Origin of the sequence: Emticicia sp. W12TSBA100-4 (assembly GCF_040253585.1) — a bacterium.
Taxonomy (GTDB): Bacteria; Bacteroidota; Bacteroidia; order Cytophagales; family Spirosomataceae; genus Emticicia.
Map to the genome: position 1 here is coordinate 63,480 of NZ_JBELAU010000019.1, position 25,528 is coordinate 89,007.

Genomic DNA, 25,528 nt, shown 5'->3' on the forward strand with positions numbered 1-25,528 from the left:
CAATCATTGAGGCATTGGATTTAATCTACTCCAGCATATTCAACTTTTATTTCTTGTTTTTCGAGGACAAAACCGTCGTAAACTTTTGAAACTTCGTTGAGAATGGAAAGAATTTCTTGGAAATCCATCGAAAGGACTAAACGCATTCGGTATTCTTTGAAGTTGGGTAATCCTTTGAAATAATTACTATAATGACGACGCATCTCTAAAATTCCTTGGCGTTCGTTTTTCCATTTCATCGAAAACTCTAAGTGCTTCTTGGCGGCATCAACTCGCTGTTCGATGCTTGGTGGAGCGAGTTTTTGTCCAGTTTTGAAGTAATGTTTGATTTCGTTGAAAATCCAAGGATAACCAATGGCAGCACGACCAATCATAATGCCATCCACTCCGAAGCGATTGCGATATTCAAGGGCTTTTTCGGGAGAGTCAATATCTCCATTGCCAAAAATAGGAATCTTGATGCGTGGGTTTTCTTTGATTTTAGCAATCAAAGTCCAATCGGCTTCGCCTTTATACATTTGAGCTCGGGTGCGTCCATGCACCGTAAGAGCTTGAATACCAACATCTTGTAACCGTTCGGCAACTTCTTCTATATTTTTGGTTTCTTCATTCCAGCCCAAACGTGTTTTAACCGTGACAGGTAAATGGGTATTTTTTACTACCGAAGCGGTCATTTCTGCCATCTTCGGAATATCTTGCAATAAGGCAGCTCCTGCACCTCGGCATGCTACATTTTTTACTGGACAACCATAATTAATATCAATCAAATCGGGTGTTGCTGCTGTGGCAATCCGAGAACACTCGCCCATTGTTTCAACATCACTACCAAATAGTTGAATTCCAATGGGACGTTCGTACTCAAAAATATCAAGTTTCATCACACTTTTGGCCGCATTGCGAATCAATCCTTCTGAAGAAATAAACTCGGTGTACATCAAATCAGCACCGTTTTCTTTACAAACTAAACGAAAAGGAGGGTCGCTCACATCTTCCATTGGAGCGAGTAAAAGTGGAAATTCTCCTAAATCTATATTACCTATTTTTGCCATATTTCTGCTTTTAGCAATTAGCTTTTAGCCGCCTCGGCGGTCCGATTTTACTTTAATTGTTTAAAAATATTAACCAGAATTGATGTATAATAATTCCTTAACTTGAAAAGACCAAAGCTAACGTCTAAAAGCTAAAAGCTAAAGAAACGTTGCTAATACAGGAAATACTGAATAATTTTACCACAAAATTACGAAAAAACTTATGAAACTTACCGATTCTCGTGAAAACCCCGCCGCTTCATCGCTTCTTGTCATAATTGGCCTGTTTCTGATAGGCTTTTTATTTTTGGGAGGTGTGATTCAGATTTTAGTGATGATGGCAGCTGGTGCTACATTAACTGATTTTGCGAATAGTGATGGTGATTTTTCAAAATTACCCAATGCGTGGCTTGGAATGATTTTAGGGCAAGGTTTGGGTTCGTTTATCGGATTTGTTGGCACTGCGTGGTTTTACTGGATAAAGATTGAGAAAAAATCTTGGCAAGACCTAAACTTTGATAAAGTACCTGCCTTGCCAGTATTCGGGATGGTGGTTTTAACCCAAATGGCTTTTATGGGTTTTAATGGTTGGTTGCAAGAACTCAATCAAGCAGTTACGTTTCCTGAATCATTGAAAGGCTTAGAAGCATTATTGAAAGGAATGGAAGATAAATTGGCTGAAACAACTAAGTTTTTCACAGATTTTACTTCTTTTTGGCAATTTTTATTGGTGTTTTTGGTCATTGCTGTAATTGCAGGTATAGGCGAAGAATTGCTTTTTAGAGGTTTAATCATGCGAAAATTGTTGCTCGGAACGGGAAATCCACACATAGCAATTTGGGTGTCTGCATTCATTTTTGCCGTTATTCACTTTCAGTTTTACGGTATTCTGCCCCGCATGATGTTGGGCGTATTGTTTGGCTATTTTTATTTATGGACAGGAAATATTCGTGTGCCTATTTTTGCCCACATTTTTAATAATGGCTTGGCCGTAACAATTATGTATTTGCATAATATTGGAATTGTGAAAACTGACTTAGAAAGTATGGATGATGTGCCACTTTCAATCGTAGGTTTTTCGTTGATTGCAACTATTGGCCTTATGTTTTTGTTGAAGAATTATACAAATAGTCAACCGTCAATGGTCGATGGTCAACAGTAAAATTGTTTTATGGAAGAACAGTCGAAATTTAAGCAATGGTTTAAGCGGCTCGGGTGGGCTGGTTTTCTATTTTTTTTGATAAAAGGCTTACTTTGGTTAATAATCCCATATCTGATAGCGAAAGGAATTATCGGGAGGTAATTGAAAATGGATAATTAATAATGAGTTTCAAGTTGAAGAACTACATTCTCAATTATCCATTTTACATTCTCAATTAAAATCAATATCCCACACTTGTATTATCTGCACGGGGGTCAGATGCACCTTCAAGTGTACCATCTGGGCGTAGCATAATGCAGTCCATTCTTCCGAGTGTGCCTTTTTGAGCATCAATAATATATCCTCTTGATTTTAAGGCGTTTACTGTTTTTTCACTGAAAGCATTTGGTTCATAAACCGTACGGTCAGGCAACCATTGATGGTGGAATTTAAGGGCATTTACGGCTTGTTGCATCGTCATTCCGTGTTCGGTTACATTCAAGATTGTTTGAAAAACTGAAGTAATAATAGTAGAACCTCCTGGCGTGCCTACTGCCATTAAAAACTTCCCATCTTTTTCTACAATTGTTGGTGTCATTGAAGAAAGCATACGTTTTTCGGGTTGAATTTCGTTGGCTTCGCTGCCAATCAAACCAAACATATTTGGCACACCAGCTTTGATGCTGAAATCGTCCATTTCATTATTCATCAAAAAGCCGCCACCCGAAACTACAACTTTACTTCCATAAGCACCGTTGAGGGTCGTTGTAATCGAAACCGCATTTCCTTCCTTGTCAACCACCGAATAGTGCGTAGTTTCGTTCGATTCTTTCCCTGTTATATTTCCACCACCAATATTTTTACTATCGGTAGCTTTTTCAAAATTGAAATCTTTCCAACGTCTTTCTAAATAGCTTTTACTCATTAACTCTTTCATTGGCACTTTTACAAAATCCATGTCTCCCATCCATTCGGCACGGTCGGCATAAACTCGGCGTTCGGCCTCAATCATTACTTGCACGGTTGAGTCAGTATTAAAACCCCATTTACGCAAAGGATAAGGTTCAACAAAGTGCAAAAGCTGCACCAAAGCCACTCCACCACTCGATGAAGGTGGCATTGTGATAATTTTATAATTTTTATAATTGGCCGTAATAGGTTCACGCCAAGCTGAATGATATTTTTTTAGGTCTTCGTGCGAGATAATACCTCCACCTTTTTTCATTTCATTGACCAATAAATCAGCCACTTCGCCCTCGTAAAAGCCATTCCTCCCTTTTTCTTGAATGGTACGTAGTGTTTTACCTAAATCTTTTTGAATCAATAAATCTCCTTTTACCCAATCACGGTTTTCGGGATTCATAAAATATGGTGTATTTTCACCGTTAACTTTTCTGAAAGTTTGTTTATTATTATTTAAGCCAAGAGCCTCACGGTCGGTCAGAACTACGCCTTTTTCTGCCAAATCAATGGCTGGTTGCACAACCTTTGCCCAAGATAATTTTCCAAATTTTTGATGAATTTCTACCATTCCATCAACCGCTCCAGGAACACCACTTGCCAAATGCCCAAGCAGACTTAAACCTTGAATCACATCGCCTTTTGCATCTAAATACATATCTCGGTTGGCTTTTAGTGGTGCTTTTTCTCTAAAATCGAGCGTGTATGCTTTGCCATTTTTATCTCTGATAACCGCAAATCCACCACCGCCTAAATTTCCTGCAAACGGAAATACAACTGCTAATGCAAAGTGCGTAGCAACGGCGGCATCAATGGCATTTCCGCCCATTTTCATGATTTCTACACCAACTTTTGAGGCTTCGGGGTGAGCAGAGGCTACCATTCCGTTTTGACCGATTACACCTTTACGGTCGGAGAAAAATGCTTTTTGGTTAGGGTCTTCTTCAAAAAGGACAAATAAATCCTTTGATTTGCTCGAAACTCCATCGGTTGTTTGAGTAGGTTTGTTTTTGCAAGCAAATACAATCGTAAATAGGCTTAGGAGTAAAAGTGTTTTTTTCATATATTCTTCAGTTTGTTGATATGTATGTAAGGCAGAGGTAGTCCCATATATCCTTGAAATTTGCCGTTAATTTACTAAAAACTACTGATTGACGAAATTCATTTCCGAAAGTAATTTCACAGACCTATTTTCGTAAAATTATTAATTCAAAAAAACTGTCCTGCTGGGCGAGAAAATATGAAAGTATTCTTACTGATATTTGAGAGTTTTCGTTTTGCGATGAACGCTTTAAAAGAAAATTTATTACGTACGGTTTTATCGCTTTTGGGCGTAACGGTTGGTATTTTCTCAATTATTGGGGTTTATACAATGGTAGATTCGCTTGAATCTAACATCAAAGGCAGTTTAAATTCGATCGGTACGAATGTAATTTATGTGCAGAAATGGCCTTGGTTTTTTGGTGGTGGTGATTATCCGTGGTGGAAATATTTTCGTCGTCCCGAACCGAAGTATGAAGAATTTAGATACTTAAAAGATAACCTCGAAAATGCCCAAGCCGTAGCGATGATGGATTTTGCGAGCGGGGTTTCTTGCAAAAAAGGTAATAATAGTATTGAAGCTTTGTGTCAAGGAATCACTTATGATTTTACTGAAATTACCGAAGTGCCGATTATCAATGGTCGATATTTTGCTCCACAAGAAGTAGAATCGGGTAGAAGTGTAGGGATTTTGGGAGCAGATATTGCTGATGCTTTATTTCCTGATTCTGACCCAATCGGACAAACTTTCAAGATGAAAGGACAGAATATTACGGTTATAGGGGTGCAGGAGCGAAAAGGTAAGCAAATTGCCGATTTTGGTGGTAATCCCGACGAAAAAGTATTTATTCCGTTTCTTTCGCACAAACGTATTTTTTCATCGGGTGAACCCTATGGCGATATAGTACTTAAAGGCTTTGAAAATGATGAAGGTCTTTTTGAATTGGAAGGTGAAACTACTGGACTTTTGCGTACGAAAAGAGGTTTACGCCCAGCGGAAGAAGACAGTTTTGCTCTTAATCGTCCAGAAGCGGCTGCGGCTGCATTGGGTGAATTATTTGCTGTTATTGGTGGTGCAGGAACAATTATCGGGCTTTTTTCGCTCCTAATCGGTGGATTTGGTATTGCTAATATCATGTTTGTGTCAGTAAAAGAACGCACAAATATTGTAGGAATCCAGAAATCTCTGGGTGCTAAAAATTCTTTTATTTTGTATCAATTTCTGTTTGAGTCAATATTTCTCTGCTTAATTGGCGGATTGTGCGGTATTTTGTTGGTTTATTTTCTGAGTTTCTTGCCACTTGGCTCACTTGATATTATTTTAACTACTGAAAATATTCTAAAAGGTTTATTGATTTCGAGTGCAATTGGGGTGATTTCGGGTATTTTACCTGCATGGCAAGCCGCCCGCCTCGACCCCGTGATTGCGATTAGGAGTAAATAACAGTAATTAAGAATGTAGAATTAAGAATGTAGAATTAAGACGGGGTTGTCCGTGCGATGTAGATTGATTTATCACTTTGGTTAAAATATAATTTACAAATACTTATTTTTGCAAAAAGTTATGTCAAATTAAGGTGTTTGTTCATTCTTAATTCTTAATTCTACATTCTTAATTATCGCTCAATGCCCACTATTCTCAGTATCGAAACTTCTACGAAAGCTTGTTCGGCTGCCATTCATCACGATGGTAAGTTATTATCAGCCAGTGAATTATATAACGAAAAATCTTCTTCTGGCATGCTCACTACCCTCATTGAGCATGTGGTGAAAACAGCCAGTTTAACACTCCAAGACATTGATTCCATCGCCGTTGCGAAAGGCCCAGGTTCTTACACTGGCCTACGAATCGGTGTTTCTACGGCCAAAGGCTTATGTTTCACGCTCGAAAAACCACTGATTGCTATTAATACTTTGGAAGCAATGGCTTTTTTAATGTTCGATGTTGGATGTTGGATGTTGGGTAAAAAAAATAATTCAACATCAAGCATTAATCATCAACCATTGCTTGCTCCTATGCTTGATGCTCGACGAATGGAGGTTTATTGTGCTGTTTATAAGGCCGATACGCTTGAAGTCATAGAGCCAACACAAGCCAAAATCATTGATGAAACGTCGTTTGCGGATTTACTCGAAAATCATCAGATAATCTTCTTTGGCGATGGTGCCGAAAAATGTCGAGCTACTTTGGGCGGTAATCTAAATGCTGTTTTTTTGAACCATACTATTTTCCCCTCAGCCAAAAGTATTGGTGCGTTGGCTGTTCATGCTTTTGAACAGCAACAATTTGAAAATGTTGCCGATTTTGAGCCTTTTTATTTGAAAGAATTTGTGGGGACAACGCCAAAGAAAACATCTTTATAGTTGAATGTGAGAAGTTACAAAACAAATCATGCTGTAAATCGTTTTTTATTGAAAAGGGTATAAGACTATATTCGACATTTTACCGTAAATGGTTTAGTGATTCATTGATAATTCGACTTTCGAGCATGAAATATTATATCGTGTTTTTTATATTATCGAGTTTTATTCAGACTATTTCTGCACAAGATTCCACCAAAAAGAGATTTCTAAGAGAAAGGAGTATCGTAGCACTTCCAGTAGTATTCAGACTTCCCGAAACTCGATTTGGGGGAGGAGTGGCTGGTTCGGCCGTTTTTGGTTTTGCCAAAGATTCGCTTGGCTCAAATCTTTCACAAATTTCGTTTGGAACAACTTTTACTCAGAATCGACAAATTTTAGTTTTCTTTCCTTTCAAGATTTTTGTCAATAATAATAAATACTATTTTTCCTCCGAAAATGGCTGGTTTCGTTACAATTATGTCTATTCGGGCATTGGTGAAAACAGGGTGCCTGATGAAAAATACGATGCCGATTATTTTAGATTTCGATTTCTTGCCTCAAAGTTGATTCGACCCAAAACCTATCTGGGACTCAGAGTAAACTTTGAAGATTATAAAGTAACGGGTACCATTGAAGAAGGACAGCTCTCGTCGGGCATAATCAACGGAAGTGATAACTCTCGAACATTGGGGCTTGGAATGAGCATTTTACGAGATACCCGTGACCAAGTTTTTTATCCGACAAAAGGTATTTTTGGTGAATTTTTTGCGGTTCCATCGGGCAGAATTTTTGGGGCAAACCGAAATTTTACAAAGATTTCGGCCGATATAGCTACCTATAAAAGTCTTGGTAAAAAGACTGTTCTGGCGAGTAATTACGTAGCTGTTGCGAATATTGGTGATGTGCCTTTTAATCAGTTGGCTTATTTGGGCGGACAATTCAAAATGCGAGGAATCTTTGAAGGCTATTTTAGAGATAAAAATGCTCTGATTATTCAACAAGAATTTCGCCAAGAAATTTGGAAACGTCTCGGTGCGGTAGCGTTTGGTTCGATGGCATTTTTGGGAAGCGAAGATGATAGTTTTTTGCGTCTGAATAAACCAAAATTTACATATGGGGCTGGGCTGCGAGTTGCCACCAAAAACCATCTGAATCTCCGCCTTGATTATGCACTTTCGCCTTACGGAAGTGGGAATATTTATGCCACAATCGGAGAAGCTTTTTAAGAAAATAGGCCATAAATTACCATTGAAGACATAACTGCAACCACTATCCAGCCAATTATTTGTAAGATTAAAGAGTGTTTGTAGCTACCCATCAAGCGAGATTTTCTACTGGCAATCAACATAATAGCCAATGCAATCGGCAAAACGAAACCATTAAGCATTCCTACAAAAACGAGTGTTTTTACTGGTTTTCCAACCAAAACAAAGATAATTGTAGAGAAAACAATAAAACCGATAATAATTTGACGATTGTATTTCTCGAAATTTGGGTGAAAAGTACGCAAGAAAGAAACCGAAGTATAAGCCGCTCCAACCACCGATGTAATGGCCGCACACCAAATAACCACCCCGAAGATTTTATAGCCAATTTCGCCCGCTGCACTCTGAAAAACCGACGCAGGAGGATTGTCTTTGCTTAATGTAAAACCTGCCATAACTACCCCCAAAGAAGCCAAAAATAATAGGTATCGCACCACAGCTGTAACCAAAATACCCGTAGTAGCACTGCGATTAATTTCTGGTAGATTTTCTTCTCCATTGATGCCCGCATCCATCAAACGATGCACACCCGAAAAAGTAATATAACCACCAACTGTGCCACCAACGAGCGTAACGGTAGCTAAAGCATCAAATTTTTGTGGAATAAATGTACGTTGAACTGCCTCAAAAATTGGAGGATTTGAAACAAACACTACATATAGAATCAATAAAATCATCAAGAATCCCAAAATCTTAGTGAAATTATCCATGACTTTACCTGCATCTTTTGAGAGAAAAATACCTATGGCAATAGCCGCACTAATTACCGCCCCGATTTTAACGTCTATGCCAAAAAGAACCTCAAAACCTAAGCCCGCACCTGCTACATTTCCGATATTAAATGATAAACCACCCATTACAATCAAAAACGCCAACAAGTATCCCAAGCCAAAGCAAAGTTCATTAGCTAAATCTTGGGCGGGTTTTCGGCTAACCGAAACTACTCGCCAAATATTGAGTTGAGTACCAATATCCAGCAAAATTGAAAGTAAAATCACGAAGCCAAAACTGGCAGTTAGTTGCTGAGTAAAAACCGTAGTTTGAGTCAGAAAACCTGGGCCAATGGCAGAAGTTGCCATCAGAAATGCCGCTCCGATAATGGCGTTTTTGTTTTTCATAGGGATTTTGGTTAGTCAATGATTTGCAAAGAAAGTAATTCTACGAGAAGAATTTTAGGGTTTATTTGAAAAAAAGAGACTATTTGTTTTAAATTTACAAAAGCAAAAATCAAATAATATGGTAGCAGTTAGAAATTTAAATAAAAAGCTCCCAAAAATTCCAGCAAAGAAAATTCCAGCCTCGTTGATTTATGAAGTAATTGATGGAAAACCTATCTATTATAAAGGATACAGAGAAGTATTGGGTGGGACAAAAAAAAGTAGTGAAATTATGGGAGCAAGTACATTACAGAATATGATTATTCAATATATGCTTAGGATTTTGTTCAGAAATCTTGATGAGAAAAAATATCATATATTGACAAATGAGCAAGGGCTACACTTAGAGAAGAAAACCAATTTATCAGCAGATATTGCTATTTTTGAAACCTCAAAATTGCCTTTAAAAGCTGCTGATAAACATTATGCGAGTGTTCCACCAAAAATTCAGATAGAAGTAGATATTGATGCTGATATTGAAAATTTTGAATTCCCTGAGGCTTATATTAACTTAAAAACTGATAAACTTTTAGCTTTTGGTGTGGAAAAAGTGATTTGGGTTATTTCGGAAAGTAAAAAAGTAATGATTGCTACCAAAGATGAAAACTGGCAAATAGCTAACTGGCACCAAGATATTGAAGTAATTGAAGGCATCAGTTTTAATATTGGGCAATATCTGCAAGAAGGAGAATCTCCATACGCTTAAAAAGACAAACTACCAGAAAATAAATAAATTTGCTCATCAAGTGAAAAGTTACGACTTTAGTATTTCACTTAATGAGCATTTTTTATGCACAAATCTTACATCATTGTTGTGGCTCTGCTCTCGGTTCTTAATGTTTGGGGGCAAGAAAAAAAGAAAGAATTTCGTGAAAACCCTTACGAACGAGCAAGGTTTGAAAGCGAAATCACGCAAGACCCTGCCACAGGAGTGGTTCCGCTTGAGCGACTCGTTTCGGCAAGAAAAAATCTACAAGAGAAAATCCAAAAAGGTCGTTTGGCTTCTTCGATGAATTGGTATGAAATGGGACCATCGGATGCGGGCGGCCGTACTCGTGCGTTAGCTCTCGACCCCAATGACATCAACCATAAAAGAGTCTGGGCTGGGGGAGTAGCGGGCGGACTTTGGTATAATAATGATTTCACCGATGCTAATCAGCAATGGGTGAAAATTAATGATTTTTGGGCAAATTTAGCTGTTTCTTGCATTGCTTTCGACCCAAGCTCGCCACAAAAAATGTACGTAGGTACGGGCGAAGGTTGGCAAAATATTGATGCTGTTCGTGGGGCAGGTATTTGGTATTCGGCAAACAATGGCACAACTTGGCAGCAGTTATCGGCAACTGCTGCCAATGCCGATTTTTATTTTGTGCAGGATATTGCAGTAAATACCAACGGAAAAGTTTTTGCAGCAACTCAAAATGGTGTTTATCGTTCAACTGATAATGGCACAACTTGGCAACAGGTTTTACTACCTACCTCTGGTTCAAGCTTTGCTGCCGATTTAGAAATTGCCTCTGACCAAACAATTTTTGCAACTTTTGGTAAAATTACCTCTTTGGGAAGTGGCATTTATAAATCAATCGACGAAGGTGCAACTTGGACAAACATCACGCCCGATAATACGGGAGCAAGAACTGAATTGGCCTTAGCCCCCTCAACTTCGGGAAGTTCGCAGGTTATTTATGCAGTTTCCACTTACGGAGATTCTCCTCCAAATACTGGCAAGATTAAATGGTTTAAAAAATCAAGCGATGCTGGTAGCACTTGGACAGATATTGTAGCTCCAAATTTTACATCGAATCAAGGTTGGTATAATCTGATTTTATCGGTACATCCAACTGACCCAAATTTAGTGATTGCGGGCGGGACAAATCTCGCAAAAACTACCGATGGCGGTGCAAACTGGACGATGCTCTATTATGGACTTCCGTATCCCGACCAGCACGCCATTGTTTTTAATCCTTACAATCCAGACCAAGTTTTAATTGGCAACGATGGAGGCGTTTTTGTGTCTAATAATTATGGAAGTGCCGCTACTACCGAGCCAACTTTCCAACGCCGAACCAAAGGCTATAATGTGGCTCAGTTTTACAGTGTGGCCGTGAAAAATATTGCAGGAAGCGGTTATGCCATTGGTGGAACGCAAGATAATGGTTCGTTGAGAATCAATCCACCGATTTTTACGCAAGGGACAGGCACCGATGTAGCCATCTTTAGTGGTGATGGTTATATCTGTTTTATCGACCGAGACAACCCAAATGTGCAGATAATTTCTGGAATTAAAAATGTCTATGAACTGCATAACCAGAATGGAGATTTCAGCGAGTCTATCGTCATTGATGGTGATAAAGGCAAGTTCCTTAATCCTGCTTCTTATAATGATAAAATCAATGTATTTTACTCATATTCCGACACGACTTCTACCACTACTCGCCTTTCAAGAGTGACGGATGTGGGTGGTGGAACTGTCTTGGGTAGCATGACTGTAAACCTAAAAATGGACATTACGTTTATGAAAGCTGGCAAGACCGACCATACCTTATTTATTGGTTGCAAAGGTGGTAAAATTTACAAAATAGCCAATGCGGGCATTGCTGGTCAGAGCTTTACACAAATTGATAATGCTTGTTTACCTGCGGGAAATACCACTATTTCGTGCATAGATATTGGTGCAAGCGACGATAATCTGTTGGTGACGTTTTCAAATTATGGTATTTCTTCGGTCTGGTTGACCAACGATGGCGGCACAACTTGGCTCAACAAAGACCAAACGGGTTCGGGTTTGGAAGATATGCCCGTTCGGGCGGCAGTTTTTTATCCACTCGACCGTAAACAAGTATTTTTGGCTACCGAGTTGGGCGTTTGGCAGACATCAGACATTTCGGCAGCGAACCCCAGTTGGCAACCGACAAATGTTGGTTTGGCCAATGTACGCTGCGATGGCTTGGTGTATCGCTCAACTGACCGAGTTTTGACCGTAGGTACACACGGGCGAGGCATTTACATGAGTACGTTACCACTCCCGCCCAATTGCAATAGTCAGTTGGTGTTAGAAAAAGAAAATCGACTACCCAACGCCACCATCGAATCGTGGGATTGGATACAAGCCAATGCCAATAACGCCATCAATGCCAACCAAAAAGTAACCTACTCAGCAGGAAAATATATCTTGCTCGAACCAAACTTTGAAGCCAAACAAGGTAGTACTTTTCAAGCACAGATTGCTGGGTGTTCGGAGAATTGATTTTTGTAGTGTAATCCTAAATTTTCATTAACTTTATCGAATTAACACAACACCTCTTATCTAATGGGATTAATTTCTTCAATACTTACACTCACTTGGATTACTGAAACTTCTTTAGGATTTATCGGAAATCGGGTGGATGAATCTTTAGCCAGTAAACTAAACATAATAAAAAAGAGGGTAAAGGATTACCTTTCAGATACTGATATTCCTCTAAATAATGATTTGCAAAAAGCTGTTGAATGTTCTCATTGGTTGGCTACAAAAGTGTTTTGTGAAGAATTAAGAAAACGAAGTGTTCCATCTGATATATTAAATAGAATTTTTGAGGTTGCTAATCAGCAAATCAATTTAATTAAGAGTAAAGATTATATTCAAAACTTGGAAATCAGTAGCTCTGATATTGAGTCAATTATATTAGGAGATGAGCAAAATATTAATGATTTATTAAAAAGAAAAATATTAGACTTTCACATAAGAGATTTAAATCACTTACTGAAAGAAAGAGAGAGAACTCATTTAAGCTTCGAGAATTTCGAGCAAAATATTAGAAGTGGACTTGATAATCTTGATTGGTTTAGCTTAGCTTGCTCTTTTCTCAATGATTCACTAACTGGAGATAATAATAAAGCAAAAGATGCTTTTAATAATTACTATTTAGCGAAGATTAGTAAAAATGCAGAAGAAAATCAGCAATTACTAATGAGTATTACAAATACCATGAATGGTTTTGTGAATATTATTGGGAAGGAACGTTTTGAAGAATTTAAGTTATTGGTGAAAACGGAGTTACAGGAAATATCGAATTCATTAAGCAGCTTGCATGATGAAGTGACTAAAGTGAGTGAATCAATAAAAAATGTTGTTGATAGTAAAAGCTTAAAGAATGAACGCTTTTTAACTGGACTGCCCATTAACTTAAACTTTGAACTTATAGGAAGAGAAAACGATTTGAATGGAATCATTAAACGATTGGAATATCAAGATAGAGTCTTGATTTATGGTATGAGAGGGCTTGGGAAAACAACATTGAGCAAGTTTGTTTTAAGAAAATTACTACTCGAAAACAAAATTGATTATGTTGCTTGGCTTTCAACTGGTAATGATTTACAAGAAGCCTTTTTAAAAGATATAGGAGAGGTCCATCTTTCTAAACAAGTAAGTAATGCCGTTAATTTCGGAAGTAGTTCTATTGAAATTATTGAGAGGATAATAATTCCATATTTAACAAATTTAGAAGGCAAATTTAAATTAATTGTAATAGATAATCTTACAATCGAACAATTCCCATTTTTTAGACGAATTTCAGAAAAGTTATTTAATTGGAAAATTTTAGCTACATCCTTTCAAAAGCTGAGTAACCAACGAGATGATTTTGAGTTGAATCTTTTATCTATCAGTGACGCTATTCGTTTATTTTACAGCAATTACAATCGTATTATAAATGAGTCTTCAGTTGAACAGTTAGTTTTAATGGTAGGCTTTCATACATTGACTATTGAAATTTTAGCTAAAACAGCAGAATCATTAGATTTAACACCTCAAGCTTTATTGGAACGATTTGAAGAAAAAGGACTTAATCTTTCTCAATACAATTTAGATATAGAAATAAATCATAATAATGATTTAATAGAAGGCTTATTACCATATTATCAGGTTATTTTTGATATTAGTGCACTTTCAATTCTTGAACAAGATTTGTTAGTTAAATTATCTATTTTTCCTTCTTTACCATTCAAAAAGAACCTTATTATTTCATTGATTAATACAGATTCGCAAGATAATGATGCGAATATTTTAGCCTTAAAAAATTTAGAAAAACGAGGTTGGATATCCCTGCGAGACGAAGCATATCAAATGCACCAAGTGATTCAATTGGTGATACAGCAGAGAAATTTTTTCAATTGAAAAATGCAGAAAATTAATTATTACAATCTCTGTTTTGATTGAAAAGGAGTTTCAACTAAACCCACAAGGAATAAGCCATATTATTTTAATAGCAGAAAGTATTCGAGCTACTTTCAGACTTGAAAAAGATAAATCACTATATGACCTAAATTTTGTTCTTGCTTTATTTTATTTTAATGTTGGTGATTGTGAAAAAGCCAAGAATATATATATAAAGCTATTAGATGAATATGAAGTTAATAATATGAATTTGACTTCAATATATAATAATTTAGGCCTGATTTATGAAAAACAAGCCCAATTTCAAGATGCCTATGAATATTTTATTAAATCTTTAAATCTGCATAAAGTATTCTTTGGTGTTCCTCATGAAGAAGTATCCACTGCGTATAACAGTTTAGGAAACTTCTTTTCAGGACAGAACGAGTTAGGACAAGCCATGTCTTGCTTGCAAGAAGCTCATAAAATATTATTAAATATTTATGGAGATTTACACCCTAAACTATCGGGAGTTTATAATAGTATTGGGGAGGTATTTCGGAAAATGGGAGATGTCAATAGTATTAATAAAGCAAAATTTTACTATTTGAAAAGTTTATCCATCCTTGAGAAAGGAGAAATTGGTTTAGAAGCTGCAAATGTGTATAATAATTTAGGTATTATTTCTGAAGGAGAATTAAAGAAAGACTATCATCAAAAAGCATTAAATATTAGAAGAAGGATTTATGGTGAAGTCAACCTTGATGTTGCTAAGTCTTGGGGTAATTTAGGTATGTATTATTTAAGCCAAAAGGATTTTTTGGAAGCGATAAAGCATTGTGAAAAGTCATTGTCAATATTATTAGAAATTCATAGAGAAAAACATCCTGACATTGCAGAATCTTATTTACAATTAGGTTGTATTTATGATGAAATGGAGCAGTTTGATAAAGCTTTACAAAATTACTTTAATGCTTCTACAATAATCCCTCATTTTTTTAGTCCCAATCACCCATTGTATATGGAGTTTGCAATTAAAGTTAAGGGTATCCACTTGAATCCAAAAGCAATAACATTTTTTGAGGAGAAGATTAAAGATGAGAATTTGGATGAAGACGAAAAGAACTGGTGCATATTTATATTAGAGATAATGTATAAAGAGCAAAAAAGAACTAAATAAAGTTAAATTGTTGCTTTTGTTTGATTACTAAGTTTTTTAAAATAGCATAAATACCTCAATGAATTATCTTGAAGAAAATCACGGAAATGAAAATAATGTTTAAATTTGAGAAAAAATAAAAGCAATGATAGCAACTAAAAGTCCTCGAACGGTACTTCCTCGCATCCCTGCCAAGAAAATACCTGCGTCATTGATTTACGAAATCATTGATGGTAAACCTATTTATTACAAAGGGTATGAAGAAGTAGTAAATGGAACAAAAACAATTGAAGAAGTTATGGGTTCGAGCAATTTGCAATCAACAATCATAGAATATTTATTGATGGTGCTATTCAAATCAATAGACCTTACAAAATACCGTGTTTTGACTAATGAAACGGGCTTGCATTTGAGTAAAAAAAATAACTTATCAGGCGATATTGTTATTTATGATAAGAGTGTTTTACCAGTTAAGTCAGCCGATAAACATTATATTTCTGTACCACCAAAAATTCAGATTGAAGTTGATATTGATGCTCATTTGGGGGCTTTTAGTACACCTGATGGCTATATTTACACAAAAACTGACAAATTATTACAGTTTGGCGTTGAAAAAGTAATTTGGCTTATGTCGGAAGGCAAGAAGGTTTTAGTTGCAACCAAAGACGAAAATTGGGCAATAATTGATTGGAACAAAGATATTGAGATAGCCAACGGTATCTCTTTCAATATTGGTCAATATTTAAAAGACGAAGAGTCTCCTTTTGCATGAGATTTTTTCAATAAAAAAGGGTCTGAAAATTACTTTCAGACCCTTTTTGTATCTAATATTTATGAATTCTCAGCATAAGCCTCCACAGGCTCACAAGCACAAATGAGGTTTCTGTCGCCATAAGCAGAGTCGATGCGGCTAACTGTTGCCCAGAATTTATTGGCTTTTACGTAAGTTAGTGGGTAAGCCGCTTTTTCTTTTGAATATGGTCTTGTCCATTCTTCTACCAATACAACAGGAGCTGTATGTGGAGCATGTTTCAACACATTATTTGCTTTATCGGTTTTTCCTTCTTCAATCTCACGAATTTCTTCACGGATACTCAAAAGTGCATCGCAGAAACGGTCGAGTTCAGCTTTCGATTCTGATTCAGTTGGCTCAATCATAATTGTTCCAGCAACTGGGAACGAAAGCGTAGGAGCGTGGAAATTATAATCCATCAAGCGTTTCGCTACGTCTTCGGCCTCAACACCTGCTGAAGTTTTGAACTGACGCAAATCAACAATCATTTCGTGGGCACAACGTCCGCTATCAGCTGTGTAAAGAATTTGGTATTCGCCTTCCAAACGTGATTTGATATAATTGGCATTCAAAATCGCATTTTTAGTGGCATTTGTTAAGCCTTCACCACCCATCATGGCAATATAAGCGTACGAAATAGTCAAAATACTTGCACTTCCGTAAGGAGCAGCCGAGATTCCGTGAATACCTGATTTTCCACCCATATCCACAACGGCATTCGTTGGTAAAAACTCAGCTAAGTGCTGTGCTACACCGATTGGTCCCATGCCTGGACCACCGCCACCGTGGGGAATACAGAATGTTTTGTGTAGGTTGAGGTGACAAACATCCGCCCCGATAGTTGCTGGCGAAGTCAAACCAACTTGGGCGTTCATGTTTGCACCATCCATATAAACTTGTCCACCATGCGAGTGAATCAAGCTACAAATCTCTATGATAGATTCTTCAAAAACACCGTGTGTCGAAGGGTAAGTAACCATCAAACAAGCCAAGTTTGCTGAATACTGTTCGGCTTTTGCTTTCAAATCTGCAACGTCAATGTTTCCTTTTTCATCACATTTACTCACAACCACTTGCATACCTGCCATTACGGCCGATGCTGGGTTTGTACCATGAGCCGATGATGGAATTAAAGCAATATTACGGTGTGAATCTCCACGACTTTCGTGGTAAGCACGAATCACCATCAAACCAGCGTATTCACCTTGAGCTCCCGAATTTGGTTGCAACGACATCTGAGCAAAGCCTGTTACTTCACACAACCAATCGTTTAAGTTTTTGAATAATTCTTGATAACCTTCGGTTTGGTCTTTTGGAGCAAATGGGTGTATTTGACCGAATTCTGGCCAAGTTACAGGAATCATCTCGGCTGTAGCGTTGAGTTTCATGGTGCAACTTCCCAACGAAATCATTGAGTGAACCAACGATAAGTCTTTGTTTTCCAAAGATTTTAGGTAACGCAACATTTCGTGTTCGGTGTGGTAGCTACTAAACACGGGGTGAGTCATGAAATCGGAAGTACGGTTTAGACCTACGCCAAAACCAATTTCAACCTCAGATTTTAAGTTGATTTTTGTGCTTTTTCCACCCGCTTCGGCAAAAATATTTAGAAGTTGCTCAACGTCTTTGATGGTTTTTCTTTCATCGAAAGAAACTCCCACATTGCCATTGGTGTAGTAACGAAGATTCACTTCATGTTTCTCGGCAATTGCCTTGATTTTGCTGTTGTCTTCGGTATGAATCGTTATGGTATCGAAATAGTTTTTATTTAATACTTGATAGTCGAGTCCTTCAACTGATTCAGCAAAAAGTTTGGTCAAACCATTGATTTTCGCTGCAATATTTGTCAAACCTTTTGGCCCGTGATATACACCGTAAGCCGAAGCCATCACAGATAATAAAACTTGGGCAGTACAAATATTTGAAGTTGCTTTTTCACGACGGATGTGTTGCTCACGCGTTTGCAAAGCCATACGCAAAGCACGATTGCCTTGTGCATCAACCGAAACACCAATAATACGCCCTGGGATTTGGCGTTTGAAACTATCTTTTGTAGCAAAAAAAGCCGCATGAGGGCCACCATAACCCATCGGCACTCCCAAACGTTGGGCTGAACCAACTACTACATCAGCACCCATTTCGCCTGGGGGAGTAAGGAGTGTTAATGACAATAAATCGGCCGCTACGGCAGTAAATACATTCAATTCGTGAGCCGCAGCAATCAAATCAGTATAGTCATATACCTCGCCATTGGTGGCTGGGTATTGCAATAAAATTCCGTATAAATCTTCGTTGGTTAAATCATAAGTTGCGTGATTACCAACCACAACATTAATTCCCAAAGGTTTTGCACGACCAATCACCAAATCAATTGTTTGTGGGTGACAAAGCTCTGAAACGAAGAAAGTTTGGGCATTTTTCTTGGCAGCTGGACGCACACTGTGAAGCATCGTCATGGCTTCGGCGGCAGCAGTACCTTCATCAAGCAAAGAAGCGTTGGCAATTTCCATTCCCGTTAGCTCAATCACCATTGTTTGGAAATTCAACAACATTTCTAAACGTCCTTGTGCGATTTCGGCCTGATAAGGCGTGTAGGCAGTGTACCACGCTGGATTTTCGAGTATATTTCTTAAAATCACATTTGGCACAACGGTGTCATAATAGCCAGTACCAATAAATGACTTATAAACTTTGTTTTTTTGAGCCAATGCTTTGAAGTCAGCTAAAAAATCAACTTCCGACTTTGCTTCTGGCAAATTGAGTGGATTTTTTAAACGGATTCCAGCAGGAACAGTTTCGTTGATGAGTGTTTCGAGCGAATCAACACCAATTTTTTGTAACATTGATTGGAGTTCGATTTCACTCTTGCCGTGGTGACGACTTTCAAAGGATTCTTGCGTAATAAGGTTTACTTTCATCGGTGAAAAACCCCCTGCCCCTGAAGGGGAGTTTATTTTTGAATTGATTCATGCTTTGGGGTAAGAAACTGCATGAATGGTCTGTTTGGATGAGCATGCAAATATACTAAAATTATAAATTAATTGTTGAAACAAATTGTTAGAAAATTAGAGAAATTTTATTGAATATTTTTAGAAGGCAGTATATTTAATCTACAAGAGTGGTATATTTTAGAGAAAATGTCTATCAAAAAGACAAATTGTAGAAAATGATGAAACAAAAGAAATACGATGTTATTTGCTCTTTTTGACAAATAAAAATGCTATTTGTTTATGCCAAAGCAGAATAAAATATTTTCGCTTTTGGATTTTAGGTAAAAAGACTTGTTAAAGGCTTTAGCCATCAAATATAAAGAAGGTTTGTTCTTCTGTAATTGTTTGGACGAATATTAATTGGCTTCATTTTAGAAATGACTAAATAACAAATTGAGAAAGTTTTTTTTGAATCCAGATGCTGGAGGTTACACATTATAGTAATAGCTGTTCTTAATAACTTGGATATGATATAACTCTTGAAGTTAGGTATTTGACTAATAAATTTAAAGAGGGAAATAGCATATTTTTTTTCGCTTTATACTTACATTTGTAACCAAAGTACCCCCACTATCATTGAGTGAAGCTTTAACGCTTATTTTGAATGTCAGAGAAGTTAAGTAATACAGAAGTAGTTTTATTAGACAAAGTCAACCAACTGATTGATGATAATCTCGGAAACGAGTCATTTTCTTCAGATACTATCTGTAAGGAATTTGGATTAAGTCGGTCGCAACTTTTTCGATTAATTAAGGAATCTTCAGACCTTTCTATTTCGCTTTATATTCGCCAGCGAAAACTTCAAAAAGCCAGAGATTTGTTAGTTAATTCGGAACTGAAAATTTCAGAAATTACTTATGCGGTTGGCATTGATTCCCCTCAGAGTTTTAGTAAATATTTTACAGAAAGCTATGGCGTAAGCCCCACCGAATATCGAAAGAATAAAGATAAGATGACTGTTCAATATAACAGTCAAGATATTTATAATAAGGTACTCGTGGAAAGTCATGTTTCTACAAAAACATTTAATAAAAATTGGCTTTGGGGAATTCCTATCTTATTAGTTTTATTTTCGAGCATTTACTTTTTTCAAAAAAATAATGCGATAGATAACCAAACAACCACCGATAATTCAATTGCCATTTTACCTTTTAAAAACATTGGGAATATTGACAATGCGTTTTTTGCAGATGGCTTAGTGGAGCAAGTTCATTCGTCGCTTACTTTACTCAAAAAACTCAGAGTTATTTCAAAAAACTCTTCGTCTCAATTCAAAGATTCTCAAAAAACAATCCCACAAATTGCCAGCGAACTTCAAGTAGCCTATATTTTAGACGGCACCATTAAGCAGGCTGGTTCAAAAATATTGGTCAGTATTGAGTTGGTGAAGGCCAGAGAAGACAAAACGATTTGGATAAAAAGTTTTGAAGCTGAAACAAATGATGTCATTGGCATTACTAACAAAATAACCAAGGAAATTATAGAGGTGTTGCGTGAGCAATTGAGCGATATTGATACCCAACAATCGAACAAGATTCAGACGGAAAACACCGAGGCCTACAACGAATACTTGCAGGGAAGGCAGCTATTGGCTACCCGAACCAAAGAAAAAATGATAGCAAGTTTAGAAAAAATGGATAAGGCAATTGCCTTAGACCCGAGTTTTGCCGATGCTTATGCCAGCAAAGCGGGTGTTTATTTTAGTTTGGGTAATTTAAATTATATAAACTTAGATTCAAGTTTTAGAATGGCCGAGCAAGAGGCATTGGAGGCAATCAGAATAGATGTTGCCAATGCCGAGGCTTATGGTTTGCTGGCGGCTATTTATCGTGACCAACATAAATGGGAACAAGCCAATACTACCTTTCAGATTGCTCTCCGATGCAACCCAAACAATGCACAGGTAAATTATTGGTATAGTCTGATGTTACGCTCGCTTGGTATGTTGGACGAGGCATTGGCGTATAGTACCAAAGCACTTTTATTAGACCCACTTTCACCCGTTATTTTGGGAGGACACATCAGGAACTGTTCGTATGCCAAGAGAATAGACTTGGTCAACGAGGCTATCAAAAAAGGGAAACTTTTGTTCAATGATTCTTATCTGTTTTATTGGAGTACAGGTTATCATTACCTCGATATCAAAGACTATCCCAAAGCATTCTCTGATTTGACCAAAGCTAAACAGCTTAATCCTACCGTGAAAGGTATTGAGGCCGCTATTGCCTACACCCAAGCTTGTATGGGGCAAGATGTTGCCGCCAAAAACTACTTGACTACTTTGGCCAATATACCCGATAACTACACCTATTTTGCTATGGTATATGCTGGGCTTAAAGACAAAGAAAACAGCTTTAAATACCTTGAGCAAATGGCTGCTTTGAAGCAAATTCCTACGGATATAAAGGTATCACCTTTCTTTAAATCTTTGAAGGGCGACAAGCGATTTGATGAATTGTTGAAACGCTTTGGTTTGCATGATGTGAAGGTAGAAGTGGAGTAGAAAAGGTGAAAAATATGTTGTAAAAAAAAGATTTTTGAAGTCGGATGAGAGGGTTTTCTCAACCGACTTTTTTATTTTTTACTTACAATGAAAAATCCCCCAACCCGAATGATTCGAGGCCTCTTTTTGAGCAATATCTACATATTTGACCAAATAGCACAAGTTTTTGGTCAAATAACCTAAGTTTTTGGTCAAATATACTAACATAGAAAATTTAATCTTCTCGAACTTTGTCACATCAATTTCATCAAAAACAATATGAAAACGATGCGACGATTCATCTTTTTTACCCTCAAAAAAATCTTGCTAATAGGCTTGCTTTTTGCCTGCCAAAAACAAGAAAATTCGAGCAATAGCGACCTCAGTATTGCTACTCAAAACTATGCTGTTTTGGCCGAAAAAACCATCAGTTACCAAGCAGATTTTGACTTGGATTCTTGGAGTAAAATGCTGGCTGATGATGTGTATTTTGAACTACTCGACGACACGACTTCGCCCAATTCGGTGGGCAGAAATGCGGCCATTGCGGCATGGCAAAAGTGGAGAGAAGTAAATAAAATTCAATCGCTGAAATGTTCGAGGTTTACGCAGATACCCATCAGTAGCCAAAGGGCTATGAAGTTTTCAGATTTGCCAGGAGTGTATGTTTTTTCACTTTTTAGTGGAACGGTTCACTACACTGATGGTAGCACCGCAGACCTAAAAATGAATTATTGCTTTCATTTCAATGAAGCCAAAATGATAGATAGGTATTATGCCTTTCAGAATAAAACAAACTTTACCGTAAACTAAAACAACTCAAAAGCTATGGAAAATGTCATAAGTATCGGAAGTAGAACAATGGTATCACCCTCGGAAGTGGTGTATTTTGTTGCTGACTCAAATTATACGCACGTACACTTTAAGAATGGCGATAAAATATTGGTTGCTACTAATCTGAAAATAATCGAAGACCGCTTTGCAAACTGCAAGTATTTCTTTCGCCCGAACCGCTCTTTTTTTATCAACCTCAACTTTGCTGAGTTTGAAGAGTCTTGCTCGATGCTCAAAATCAAAGACCAAGCATCGGTTTTGGTTTCAAGACGACGAAAGCCTTTACTAATAAATGCTTTGATTAAATCTAACCTAAATAAATTGTAATCCAAAATGTACTACATGAAAGCCAAGTTTATTTTCTTTTTTCTTCTGCTGAGCCTAAGTTTTACTTACGCTCAGACGATACGTTATGTAAGACCCGTGGCGTCGGGAAGCGGCGATGGTAGTTCGTGGGCCAATGCCTCCAGCAATTTACAGGCGATGATAAACGCCTCTGGTGTACAAGAGGTTTGGGTAGCCGCTGGTACTTATAAGCCCACCACAGGCACCGACCGTGCCATTTCATTCAGCATGAAAAACGGAGTAACCATTTATGGTGGCTTCCCGAATGATGGCTCAGGTACATTAGCCAACCGTAACCCCATAGCCAACGAAACCATTTTGAGTGGTGATATTGGCAATGTAGGTGAGGTAAACGATAATAGCTACCACGTAGTAGCCAACGGCAATGGTATCAACAGCACTGCCAAACTCGATGGTTTTGTGATTACAGGTGGGAATGCAGATAAAGTTACTCTTCCATCTGAAATTTTCGGTGGAGGCATTTTTAACGATGGAAGGAATGGTGCATCGTGTAGTCCATCTTTTACAAATTGCATTTTGAGACAAAATTCGGCAATAACTGGAGGAGGTGTTGGTAACAGTGGTGATAGTGGAACTTGTAACCCAACATTTGTAAATTGCGTTTTCTATCAAAATCAAGGATATGGTTTCTGTGGAGCATTTGTGTCTCAGGGAAATGTTAATTCGGTATTGACCAACTGTACGTTTGCTTACAATTCATGCATGTATGGAGGTGGTGCCATTTATAGTGCACGAAATTTTGGTGCCCCAAATATTACTTTAAAAAACTGTATTTTATGGGGTAATAATGCAAATACAGGCGGTAATCAAATTCGTTTGTTTTCCTCCACTCTTACTCTTTCAAATACAACTTTGCAAAGTGGAGTTAATGGGATTTTAAACGCCCAGTCATTATCAACCATCAACAATAATGGTAACATTCTAACCATCGACCCACTTTTTGTGAATGCCAGCACTGGAGATTTAAGACTTACGGCCTGCTCACCTGCCATCAATGCTGGAGATAATACTGGAATCTCGGGGGTAGATTTAGCAAATAACCCACGTATCTTTAATAATGGAGTAGTAGATATGGGGGCATATGAATTACAAAGTTCGCCAATCACTGCTCCAACTGCTGTTTCAATAAGTTCAACTACTGCTTGCCAAGGCACAAGTGTCAATTTATTAGCTACTTGTGCCAGTGGTACAGTTACATGGTATAATACCTCAACGGGTGGTTCCTCAATCGGCACGGGGGCTTCGTTTAGCTACACCGCACCCGTGGGAGATAACCAATTATTTTATGCCAGTTGTAAAACTACGACTTGTGAGACTGCTTTAGTAGCCACTACCAATGTACTTACTGTATATCCGACTCGTCTGTACGTAAACGCTTCGGCCACTGGAGGACGCAACAACGGATTAACATGGGAAGATGCTTTTACTGATTTGAATTCGGCATTATTGAGACCTACCTTTTTTTGCCCAGTTGAGATTTGGGTAGCGAAAGGCGTTTATAAGCCTACTAATTCAAATATTCGAGATGCTTTCTTTTTGACAAACAAAGCCCAATTGTCTATTTATGGTGGTTTTGACGGTACCGAAACCCAACTTTCAACCCGTAATTGGAAAAATAATCCTACTATTCTGAGTGGCGAAATAGGTAGTCCTTCCAGTATTACCGATAATTCGAGGCACTTATTTAATTTAAATGTGAATCAAGGCGGCAGTTTTAAAATAGATGGCTTTACTCTTACTAAAACTTATTCAGAAAATGATTTTGGAGGTGCAATTAGGTGTAGTTCATCATCGAGCGATGGATTATTTACCATTTCGAATTGCATTTTTACCGATAATTACGCCTTACGTGGAGGAGCGGTGATGTTATCTGGTTCGCCATTTGCTTCTTCTACTGTTCTCACAGCCACCATCACTAATTGCCTTTTTATTAAAAATCAAGCCATTGCCAACCCCAACGTTATTCTGCCTGCAAGTGGTGCTATCTATAGTTCTGCCTTTATAAACGGAACTATCACTAATTGTACGTTTTCAGACAACGTCGGGTTAAACTCTGGAGGAACCATATATATTGAAAAGAGCGATCTTATAAATAGCGGAAATATCATCTTAAATTACACAGTAAAAAATAGTATTTTTTGGAATAATATCCCTACAACCGAACCTCAACTCGGGCTCAATAATTCACAAGTAAAAATTTCTAATTCTATTTTGCAAGGAGGAATCTCTCCAACAACTGGCACCATAGTAAATGAAGGAAATGTGTTGGATACAAACCCCATTTTTGTTGATGTTGCTAATGAAAATTATAGTCTATATGCCTGTTCTCCTGCTGTTAATTTAGGTGATAATACTGCTAACAGCACCACCACCGACTTGGCAGGAAATCAACGAGTTTTTGGCACTAAGATAGATATGGGAGCTTATGAGTTACAGAGTGTAGCCGTTACTACCCCAACCGCCGTTTCAGTAAGTCAGTCGGCAGTTTGTCAAGGGACAAGTGTCAATTTATTAGCCACTTGTGCTAATGGCACCGTTACATGGTACAATACTTCCACAGGAGGTACATCAATCGGAACGGGAGCTTCGTTAAGCTATACGGCACCAGTGGGAGCAAACCAAACATTTTATGCCAGTTGTAAAGACGCAACCTGTGAAACAGCTTTGGGAGCAACTTCTAATACCTTAACAGTTTATGCTATTCCGAGTAAACCAACAATCACGCCACCGAGCCAATTGGTAGTTTGTTCGCCAAGTACTTTGACTTTAACAGCCAACTGTACAACAGGCACAGTATTGTGGTCGAATAACGCTACGGGAACGAGTTTGACGTTA

18 protein-coding genes are annotated in these 25,528 nt (G+C 37.7%); 13 read left to right on the forward strand and 5 right to left on the reverse strand.

Annotation, left to right across the window (positions count from 1 at the left end; genetic code table 11):
- Nucleotides 1–20 precede the first annotated feature (20 nt).
- Entirely contained in the window at nucleotides 21–1,049 is a 1,029-nt protein-coding gene (dusB, locus tag ABR854_RS23265) for a tRNA dihydrouridine synthase DusB (protein WP_350268255.1), read from the reverse strand.
- Nucleotides 1,050–1,251: 202 nt separating this feature from the next.
- Here dusB and ABR854_RS23270 point away from each other — a divergent pair, with 202 nt between their 5' ends.
- Nucleotides 1,252–2,190, forward strand: a complete 939-nt coding sequence (locus ABR854_RS23270; RefSeq protein ID WP_350268256.1) for a CPBP family intramembrane glutamic endopeptidase — start codon at nucleotides 1,252–1,254, stop codon at nucleotides 2,188–2,190.
- A 220-nt stretch (nucleotides 2,191–2,410) separates the two neighbouring features.
- Here the strand turns inward: ABR854_RS23270 and ggt are convergent, their stop codons facing one another.
- Nucleotides 2,411–4,192, reverse strand: coding sequence for a gamma-glutamyltransferase (gene ggt, locus ABR854_RS23275; protein WP_350268257.1), 1,782 nt, complete (start codon nucleotides 4,190–4,192; stop codon nucleotides 2,411–2,413).
- A gap of 177 nt (nucleotides 4,193–4,369) precedes the next feature.
- Here ggt and ABR854_RS23280 point away from each other — a divergent pair, with 177 nt between their 5' ends.
- From ABR854_RS23280 to ABR854_RS23290, 3 genes are all read left to right on the forward strand, one after another.
- Entirely contained in the window at nucleotides 4,370–5,614 is a 1,245-nt protein-coding gene (locus tag ABR854_RS23280) for an ABC transporter permease (protein WP_350268258.1), read from the forward strand.
- A gap of 182 nt (nucleotides 5,615–5,796) precedes the next feature.
- Nucleotides 5,797–6,534 (forward strand): tRNA (adenosine(37)-N6)-threonylcarbamoyltransferase complex dimerization subunit type 1 TsaB, encoded by a 738-nt coding sequence (gene tsaB / locus ABR854_RS23285; protein WP_350268259.1) that lies wholly within the window; start codon nucleotides 5,797–5,799, stop codon nucleotides 6,532–6,534.
- A 125-nt stretch (nucleotides 6,535–6,659) separates the two neighbouring features.
- Nucleotides 6,660–7,739, forward strand: a complete 1,080-nt coding sequence (locus tag ABR854_RS23290) for a BamA/TamA family outer membrane protein (protein WP_350268261.1) — start codon at nucleotides 6,660–6,662, stop codon at nucleotides 7,737–7,739.
- On the opposite strand, the gene ABR854_RS23295 is transcribed toward ABR854_RS23290, so the two are convergent.
- Nucleotides 7,736–8,896, reverse strand: coding sequence for an NRAMP family divalent metal transporter (locus ABR854_RS23295; protein WP_350268262.1), 1,161 nt, complete (start codon nucleotides 8,894–8,896; stop codon nucleotides 7,736–7,738). The two genes, ABR854_RS23290 and ABR854_RS23295, sit on opposite strands and share 4 nt — an antisense overlap.
- 118 nt (nucleotides 8,897–9,014) lie before the next feature.
- On the opposite strand from ABR854_RS23295, the gene ABR854_RS23300 reads away from it, so the two are divergent.
- The 5 genes from ABR854_RS23300 (at nucleotide 9,015) to ABR854_RS23320 (ending at nucleotide 16,000) form a co-directional block, all read left to right on the forward strand.
- The gene (locus tag ABR854_RS23300) at nucleotides 9,015–9,641 is read left to right on the forward strand and encodes a Uma2 family endonuclease (protein WP_350268263.1); all 627 of its coding nucleotides are present in this window, start codon (nucleotides 9,015–9,017) and stop codon (nucleotides 9,639–9,641) included.
- 84 nt (nucleotides 9,642–9,725) lie between these two features.
- The gene (locus ABR854_RS23305) at nucleotides 9,726–12,182 is read left to right on the forward strand and encodes a 3-coathanger stack domain-containing protein (RefSeq protein WP_350268264.1); all 2,457 of its coding nucleotides are present in this window, start codon (nucleotides 9,726–9,728) and stop codon (nucleotides 12,180–12,182) included.
- Nucleotides 12,183–12,245: 63 nt separating this feature from the next.
- Nucleotides 12,246–14,090, forward strand: a complete 1,845-nt coding sequence (locus ABR854_RS23310; RefSeq protein WP_350268265.1) for an NB-ARC domain-containing protein — start codon at nucleotides 12,246–12,248, stop codon at nucleotides 14,088–14,090.
- Nucleotides 14,091–14,124: 34 nt separating this feature from the next.
- On the forward strand, nucleotides 14,125–15,249 hold the full coding sequence (locus ABR854_RS23315) for a tetratricopeptide repeat protein (RefSeq protein WP_350268266.1): 1,125 nt from the start codon (nucleotides 14,125–14,127) through the stop codon (nucleotides 15,247–15,249).
- Between the two features lie 124 nt (nucleotides 15,250–15,373).
- Nucleotides 15,374–16,000: a Uma2 family endonuclease gene (locus tag ABR854_RS23320; RefSeq protein ID WP_350268268.1), complete on the forward strand. Its 627-nt coding sequence runs from the start codon at nucleotides 15,374–15,376 to the stop codon at nucleotides 15,998–16,000.
- 59 nt (nucleotides 16,001–16,059) lie between these two features.
- Here the strand turns inward: ABR854_RS23320 and gcvP are convergent, their stop codons facing one another.
- Nucleotides 16,060–18,939 carry an aminomethyl-transferring glycine dehydrogenase gene (gcvP, locus tag ABR854_RS23325; protein WP_350268269.1) on the reverse strand — a complete coding sequence of 960 codons (2,880 nt, stop codon included), beginning with the start codon at nucleotides 18,937–18,939 and terminating at the stop codon, nucleotides 16,060–16,062.
- A gap of 676 nt (nucleotides 18,940–19,615) precedes the next feature.
- Here gcvP and ABR854_RS23330 point away from each other — a divergent pair.
- On the forward strand, nucleotides 19,616–21,514 hold the full coding sequence (locus ABR854_RS23330) for a helix-turn-helix domain-containing protein (protein ID WP_350268270.1): 1,899 nt from the start codon (nucleotides 19,616–19,618) through the stop codon (nucleotides 21,512–21,514).
- Nucleotides 21,515–21,592: 78 nt separating this feature from the next.
- On the opposite strand, the gene ABR854_RS23335 is transcribed toward ABR854_RS23330, so the two are convergent.
- Entirely contained in the window at nucleotides 21,593–21,721 is a 129-nt protein-coding gene (locus ABR854_RS23335; RefSeq protein ID WP_350268271.1) for a hypothetical protein, read from the reverse strand.
- A 60-nt stretch (nucleotides 21,722–21,781) separates the two neighbouring features.
- Here ABR854_RS23335 and ABR854_RS23340 point away from each other — a divergent pair, with 60 nt between their 5' ends.
- The 3 genes from ABR854_RS23340 to ABR854_RS23350 form a co-directional block, all read left to right on the forward strand.
- Complete coding sequence (locus tag ABR854_RS23340) at nucleotides 21,782–22,306, forward strand: hypothetical protein (protein WP_350268272.1); 525 nt, start codon at nucleotides 21,782–21,784, stop codon at nucleotides 22,304–22,306.
- A gap of 15 nt (nucleotides 22,307–22,321) precedes the next feature.
- Entirely contained in the window at nucleotides 22,322–22,654 is a 333-nt protein-coding gene (locus tag ABR854_RS23345) for a LytR/AlgR family response regulator transcription factor (RefSeq protein ID WP_350268273.1), read from the forward strand.
- A gap of 15 nt (nucleotides 22,655–22,669) precedes the next feature.
- On the forward strand, nucleotides 22,670–25,528 hold a 2,859-nt coding region (locus tag ABR854_RS23350), incomplete at its 3' end, for a choice-of-anchor Q domain-containing protein (protein WP_350268274.1).

Excerpts from the sequence above, each read along its gene's own strand:
- dusB (WP_350268255.1), bottom strand. The coding sequence starts at position 1,049 with ATGGCAAAAATAGGTAATATAGATTTAGGAGAATTTCCACTTTTACTC.
- ABR854_RS23270 (WP_350268256.1), top strand. The coding sequence starts at position 1,252 with ATGAAACTTACCGATTCTCGTGAAAACCCCGCCGCTTCATCGCTTCTT.
- ggt (WP_350268257.1), bottom strand. The coding sequence starts at position 4,192 with ATGAAAAAAACACTTTTACTCCTAAGCCTATTTACGATTGTATTTGCT.
- ABR854_RS23280 (WP_350268258.1), top strand. The coding sequence starts at position 4,370 with ATGAAAGTATTCTTACTGATATTTGAGAGTTTTCGTTTTGCGATGAAC.
- tsaB (WP_350268259.1), top strand. The coding sequence starts at position 5,797 with ATGCCCACTATTCTCAGTATCGAAACTTCTACGAAAGCTTGTTCGGCT.
- ABR854_RS23290 (WP_350268261.1), top strand. The coding sequence starts at position 6,660 with ATGAAATATTATATCGTGTTTTTTATATTATCGAGTTTTATTCAGACT.
- ABR854_RS23295 (WP_350268262.1), bottom strand. The coding sequence starts at position 8,896 with ATGAAAAACAAAAACGCCATTATCGGAGCGGCATTTCTGATGGCAACT.
- ABR854_RS23300 (WP_350268263.1), top strand. The coding sequence starts at position 9,015 with ATGGTAGCAGTTAGAAATTTAAATAAAAAGCTCCCAAAAATTCCAGCA.
- ABR854_RS23305 (WP_350268264.1), top strand. The coding sequence starts at position 9,726 with ATGCACAAATCTTACATCATTGTTGTGGCTCTGCTCTCGGTTCTTAAT.
- ABR854_RS23310 (WP_350268265.1), top strand. The coding sequence starts at position 12,246 with ATGGGATTAATTTCTTCAATACTTACACTCACTTGGATTACTGAAACT.
- ABR854_RS23320 (WP_350268268.1), top strand. The coding sequence starts at position 15,374 with ATGATAGCAACTAAAAGTCCTCGAACGGTACTTCCTCGCATCCCTGCC.
- gcvP (WP_350268269.1), bottom strand. The coding sequence starts at position 18,939 with ATGAAAGTAAACCTTATTACGCAAGAATCCTTTGAAAGTCGTCACCAC.
- ABR854_RS23330 (WP_350268270.1), top strand. The coding sequence starts at position 19,616 with ATGTCAGAGAAGTTAAGTAATACAGAAGTAGTTTTATTAGACAAAGTC.
- ABR854_RS23335 (WP_350268271.1), bottom strand. The coding sequence starts at position 21,721 with ATGTTAGTATATTTGACCAAAAACTTAGGTTATTTGACCAAAAACTTG.
- ABR854_RS23340 (WP_350268272.1), top strand. The coding sequence starts at position 21,782 with ATGCGACGATTCATCTTTTTTACCCTCAAAAAAATCTTGCTAATAGGC.
- ABR854_RS23345 (WP_350268273.1), top strand. The coding sequence starts at position 22,322 with ATGGAAAATGTCATAAGTATCGGAAGTAGAACAATGGTATCACCCTCG.